A 5,857-nucleotide genomic window follows, 5' to 3' on the forward strand; every position below is an offset into this window, starting at 1 on the left:
GGCCGAGTCCTGCTGCGGCATAGACGAATCCGTCGGGACGTAGCACCGCGGCCACCGCTTTCCTGCGGTGCAGCCAGCGGACCAGTGTGGGTTCGGCTACCGGGATCGTCGCGACGCCGAGCTTCTCCCACCTCTGGCTGCCACTTGGCGCGAGCCCGACGTGGACGATGGCCCACCGCCCGCCGAGGAGATCGTCCAAGCGGACCCTCGCGCCGTTGGCGTCGGTCACCCGTGGTTGCGGGATCTGCCATCCCACTGCGCGGTGCTTGACGGTGCTCAAGAACCCTCGCCGGTATCGCGCGTTGGGTATCCAGGTGAACTTGTCCAAGACGGCGCTCACAGCGGTTATTCGTAAAATATTGCGCAGCAGATGATTTCGGATAACAGTGATGGCCTGGTGGCGTTCGGTGATGACGCGCCCGGTGCGACAGGCGCGCCGGGTGACTTCGGTGACGTGTGGTTTGCGCTCGGCTTGGTAGGAGTCGAGCAGTGTTTCGGGGGCCTGTCCCTTCACGACGGCGGCCAGCTTCCAACACAGGTTGGCGGCATCGCGAACGCCGGCCGACATGCCCTGGCCGATCCACGGCGGCATCGCATGTGCGGCATCGCCGGCCAAAAAAATCCGGCCCACGCGCCAGCGGTCGGCAACGCGCACGTGGTGACTGTAGATGACCGCCCGCAGAATCTCGACGTTCTCGTCGGTGATGCCCTGATCGTTCAGGACCTTCCAAATCGCGTCGTGGTCCAACAATGCCTGATCGAGTTCGCTTGCCCGCGCAGGGTATTCCCATCGGTGATGGCCCAGGGGAGTCGGGCAGTCGACAGTGGGCCGGGCCGGGTTGCAATGGAAACGCAAGCGGTCGTGGCCTTCCCACTCGCGTAGCACCTTGGCGTCGATGACGACCCAGCGCTCACTGTAGGTACGCCCGGTGTACCCGACCCCGAGCTGACCCCGCGTCGGCGACGAGCCGCCATCGGCGGCGATGACGTAACTGGCGTGTGCCCGCTTTAACGTGTCGGTCTTCAGGTCTGCCAGCAGCAGCTCGACCCCGTCGTCCTTGGGATGCACCCGCAGACATTCGTGTTCCAGCAGCACGTCGACGCCTGGAAAGCGTTGGACGCCGTCACGCAACACGTGATCTACCGCCGGCTGATACAGGAACTGCTGCGGGGGGTGCCCCGCGCCGCGTGGACTGATCTTCAAATCGATGAATGGCACGCCTTTGACATCGACGAAGGTCAGTGGCCGATCGGGCAACATGTCGCGCTGCAGCCGCTCGTCGAGCCCGACCGACTGCCAGATCCGCATCACCTCCTCGTCGGTGGAGATAGCGCGGGCGCGGTTGTACACGTCCGGGTCACGCTCGATGACGAGCACGTTCAATCCGAGCTGACCCAACAGGTTCGCCGCGGTCGCACCGGTCGGGCCGTAGCCGATCACCGCTACGTCATAGGTGTCTGAAGTGTTCACGGTTTTCTCTCGTCGTCGAGGCTTGTTCTGTAGTGATCGCTACGGTAGTGTAGCGATCACTACAGAGTCAAGAGGTGACCAAAGTTGGCCAAGAAGGTGCAAACCACCAGGCGCAAGCGCGCCGACGGCAAGCTGTCGCGGGAACGCATTCTCGAGGCTGCGACCGAGATCGCCGCCGAGCGCGGCTACGAGGGCACCAGCATCGCGCTGGTCAGCGCCAAATGCGGGTTGCCGGCCAGTTCGATCTATTGGCATTTCAAGAACAAGGACGACTTGATTGCGGCGGTGATCGAACGCAGCTTCGCCGACTGGCTGAAGGCCTGGGAGGTTCCCGCAGAGGGTTCAGCGCAAGAACGATTGGTGGCCCTGGCCACGCAGATCGCGAAAGCCCTGCTGGATTCGCCCGACTTCATTCGGCTCGGGCTGATGCTGTCGCTGGAACGTCGCCCGGTCGAACCGCGGGCGCGCGCCATGTTCCTCCAGACCCGAGCGCAGACCTTCGACCAGTTGGTCACAACCATTCGGGGGTTCACACCAGATCTCACCGATGCTCAGGTTCATCAACTGGTCACGTACGCCATCGCCGGTGCCGATGGATTGTTCATCGCCAAAGAGATTGGCGGTGACGCGGTTGACCTGCTCGCACTGTTCGAAATGCACGCATGGGCGTTGCACGACAGCGCGCTGCGGCTGGTCTCGGAGGGCAGTCGCGAATGACATCGATGCCGCACAGCGACCAGGGTGCGCGAAAAGGGGAGCACGTCGGCCGATCGTCGAACCCGCTGATCAAGGTCCACGATGTCGCGTGGCTGGAGTTCGAGAAGCCGGATCTCGTTCGCGCCGAGGCGTTTGCGCGCGCGTTCGGTTTCACGACGGTGTCGCGCAGCGCCGACGAGTTGCAGCTGCGTGGTTCGGATGCGGGTGCGCCGTGCGTGCTCATCCGTCGCGGCGCAACGTCGCGATTCGTCGGTACCGCATTCACCGCCGCCGACGAGGCCGATGTGCGGCGGTTGGCCAAGGCCAACGGTGCGGCGACGCGCGCGCTGCCCGAGCCGATCGGCGGGCTCGCCGTGGACCTGACCAACCCCAGCGGTATGCCGGTTCGTGTCGTCGCGGGCACTCATCGACTCCAGGCGTTGCCGTCACAGTCGGTGCAGACATTCAACTTCGGAACCGAGCTGCGACGCGCCAACGCGACGCAGCGCCCACCAAGGCGGCCCGCACAGGTGCAACGGCTCGGGCACGTGGTGCTGCAGACGACGAAGTATCTGGAATCGCTGAATTGGTATCTGGATCAACTCGGCATGATCGTCAGCGACTTCCTGTTCTTCCCCGGCCAGCGCGATCGTGGCCCGACGATGAGTTTCATTCGCTGTGACCGCGGGCAGACGCTCGCCGACCATCACACCGTCGCCCTCGCGTTGGGCCCGACGAACCGCTACGTCCACTCGGCGTACCAGGTCTGCGACCTCGACGCGCTGGCTGCCGGCGGGGAGCACTTGAAAGACTCTGGTTACCAACGCTCCTGGGGAATCGGGCGACACGTCCAGGGCAGCCAGATCTTCGACTACTGGCGCGACCCCGAGGGCTTTATGGTGGAACACTTCAGCGACGGCGACATGTTCGACTGCACGCTGGAACCTGGCTGGGCGCCGTTCACCGGGTCCGGGCTCGCCCAATGGGGCCCACCGGTGACCAAGGACTTCCTTGGCGCCAATCCGAGATCCTTGCCGCACGAAGCGCGTTCGATGATCAGCGCGCTTCGGGCGGACAACGAATTCGATATCCACCGCCTGATCGGCCTGATGAAAGTAGCCATGTCATGACCCTCACGATCTTGCGCACCGCCGACGCCTGGTGGGTTGCGACCGCAGCCGGGGCGGTCAAGGTCAACACCGAGGCCACCACGACGGCGGGGGTTCTGGCCGACCGCTCCGCCGTCAACGCCGCGGCATCCGGCTCAGGCGCGGTGCCCGTCGACAGCCTCACCTTGATTTCTCCGGTGACCGCACCGTGCCGCGTGGTGGCGCAGATGACCAATTTTTCCTCGCACGTCAAAGACGCCGGCATGAACCCTGATTCGATTCCGCTGACGTTCTTCCGCAAGGCATCGGGGTCCATCGCCGGCCCGTTCGACGCCATCATCAAGCCCGCACACGTTCGGTTTCTGGACTACGAGGTGGAGATCGGCTTGGTGATCGGTCGCGTGATCCCGGTCGGTACCGAGATCACCGAGGCGAGCCTGGCTGATTACATCGCCGGCCTGGTGGTGACCAATGACGTGTCCGCGCGTGATGTTCAACTTCCGAAAACCCAATTCTACGAGTCGAAGTCCTATCCGACATTCACGCCGGCCGGCCCGGCGCTGGTGCTATTGGATGCCGACGAACTCAAGCGGTTCGGCGACTTGCGTCTCCAATTGCGGGTCAACGGCGAGGTCCGCCAGAACGCGATTGTCAACGGCGACATGATCTATCCGCCGCTACAGGCGCTGCAGGGCCTGGCGCGTTTCCAGCGACTGGACCCGGGCGATCTCGTCCTCACCGGAACGCCGGTCGGGACCGCGCTCAGCGCCCCGCCCAAGCCGATCGAGATCATCGGCTCGCTGCTACCACCCGCGGTGAAGTGGAAGGCGTTCTTCAACCGGCAAGCCAAGAACCCGAAGTACCTGCGGGACGGTGACATTGTGGAGGCTGCGGTCGCGACCGACGACGGCGCGCTTGACCTGGGTTCTCAGCGCAACGTCGTGAAGTACGCATGATGCGTCGGCCGGCCCGCGGGATTCCTGTCTACAATCCCGACATCTACGCCACCGACGCCATTTTCGACCCCTATCCGCACTATGCGCGCCTTCGGGAGCTCGGACCGGTGGTACGGCTGTCGAAGCAGCGGGTCTACGCATTACCGAGATTCAGCGAATGCAAGACCGTGCTGCGCGACGATACAACGTTCGTCTCCGGAAAAGGCGTGGCGCTCAACCCCATCGCTAACCGACTTTCCCGCGGTACGACGTTGAATAGCGATGGCGCCGAACATGAACAGCGTCGCAAGCTCGTCGCCCACCGGATGCTGCCGCGCGCATTGCGCGCTATCAGCGAGAGCGTGGACGAACAGGCGGCCCAGGTCGTCGACTGCGCTTTGGGCAAGGGCGAGATCGACGGCGTCGCCGACCTCGCATCCGCGCTGCCACTGGCTGTGGTGCCCGATTTGGTGGGTTGGCCGCGCGACCAGCGAGACCGTCTCCTCAATTGGGGCGGAGCGACATTCGACGTCCTGGGTCCGCTCAACCGGCACTGGCTCACAGCATCGCCGTCGAGCGTGCAGATGCTGCGCTTCGCGCGCCGTGTGGTGCGGCATCGCAGCGTGATCGAAGGCAGCTTGGGCCACGACGTGCTGATGGCGGCCGACGACGGGAAGTTGCCCCACCGCGAATGCCCTCCGCTGATGGTCGACTATGTGGCCCCATCGCTGGATACCACCATCAGCGCCATTTCGAGCGCCGTGCACTTGTTTGCGACGCATCCTGAGCAGTGGGAGATCTTGAAGCAGAATCCCGACCTGATACCCAACGCTGTCAACGAGGTCGTCCGCTACGAGTCCCCGCTTCGCGCGTTTACGCGAAAAGCCGCCCGCGAGACAACAATCAGCGATACGAGGATTCCGGCCGGATCGCGTGTGTTGGTTATCTATGCTTCGGCCAACCGCGACGAACGGGAGTGGGACCAGCCCGACACGTTCGATATCCGCCGCGACGCCACCCGACAACTCGGTTTCGGCCACGGCGCCCACGCGTGTGCAGGGCAAGGGTTGGCGCGCTTGGAGACCGCCGCGATGCTTCGTGCGCTTGTGGAGCGTGTCGACCGGATAGAGCTGACCTCACCACCGACGTGGGCGCTCAACAACATCATCCGGCGCCACGAGAGCCTGCCGATCAAGCTCGTTGGCGCCTGAGCGGACTACTTCAACTCGGTCGACGACAGTCCCAGCAGGCGACGGGCGACCACCAGCTGCTGGATCTGCTGGGTGCCTTCGAAGATGTCCATGATCTTGGAGTCGCGGGCCCACTTCTCCAGCAGTGTCGTCTCGGAATACCCAGTGGTACCGACCAATTCGACCGCTTTGAGGGTGATGTCGCTACCCACCCGGCCGGCCTGGGCCTTGGACATCGACGCTTCCTTGGAGTTGGGGATCTTGTTGTCGGCCTGCCACGCCGCGCGCAGCATCAGCAGATAGCTGGATTCCCAGTCGGCTTCCATCCGCAGGAACTCCGCCGCGGCCGCGCTTTGCACATGTGAGGGCTTGTCGTAGGAGATCTCCACGCCGGCGTCGGTCAGGATCTTGCGCAATTCCTCTAGGGTCGCGCGGGCGATCCCGATTGCCATACCC

The 5,857-nt window shown here is 64.1% G+C and carries 6 protein-coding genes; 4 read left to right on the top strand and 2 right to left on the bottom strand.

Translation table 11 applies throughout. The features are described 5' to 3' along the window. On the bottom strand, window positions 1–1,471 hold a 1,471-nt coding region (locus tag WAO18_RS24190; protein ID WP_422208759.1), incomplete at its 3' end, for a bifunctional 3-(3-hydroxy-phenyl)propionate/3-hydroxycinnamic acid hydroxylase. Between the two features lie 84 nt (window positions 1,472–1,555). Between WAO18_RS24190 and WAO18_RS24195 the strand changes: the two genes are divergently transcribed. From WAO18_RS24195 to WAO18_RS24210, 4 genes are read left to right on the top strand one after another with little or no spacing between them, the layout of a single operon-like run. Then, window positions 1,556–2,188, top strand: coding sequence for a TetR/AcrR family transcriptional regulator (locus WAO18_RS24195; RefSeq protein ID WP_422208760.1), 633 nt, complete (start codon window positions 1,556–1,558; stop codon window positions 2,186–2,188). Continuing rightward, window positions 2,185–3,297 carry a VOC family protein gene (locus WAO18_RS24200; protein ID WP_422208761.1) on the top strand — a complete coding sequence of 371 codons (1,113 nt, stop codon included), beginning with the start codon at window positions 2,185–2,187 and terminating at the stop codon, window positions 3,295–3,297. Before WAO18_RS24195 ends, WAO18_RS24200 begins: the two co-directional genes overlap by 4 nt. Next, entirely contained in the window at window positions 3,294–4,232 is a 939-nt protein-coding gene (locus WAO18_RS24205; protein WP_422208762.1) for a fumarylacetoacetate hydrolase family protein, read from the top strand. The genes WAO18_RS24200 and WAO18_RS24205 overlap by 4 nt, the downstream gene beginning before the upstream one ends. Further along, complete coding sequence (locus tag WAO18_RS24210) at window positions 4,232–5,422, top strand: cytochrome P450 (protein ID WP_422208764.1); 1,191 nt, start codon at window positions 4,232–4,234, stop codon at window positions 5,420–5,422. Before WAO18_RS24205 ends, WAO18_RS24210 begins: the two co-directional genes overlap by 1 nt. A 5-nt stretch (window positions 5,423–5,427) precedes the next feature. On the opposite strand, the gene WAO18_RS24215 is transcribed toward WAO18_RS24210, so the two are convergent. Beyond that, a partial coding sequence (locus tag WAO18_RS24215; RefSeq protein ID WP_422208763.1) for an acyl-CoA dehydrogenase family protein occupies window positions 5,428–5,857 on the bottom strand: 430 nt, incomplete at its 5' end.

Origin of the sequence: Mycobacterium sp. (assembly GCF_049278535.1) — a bacterium.
Lineage (GTDB): Bacteria > Actinomycetota > Actinomycetes > Mycobacteriales > Mycobacteriaceae > Mycobacterium.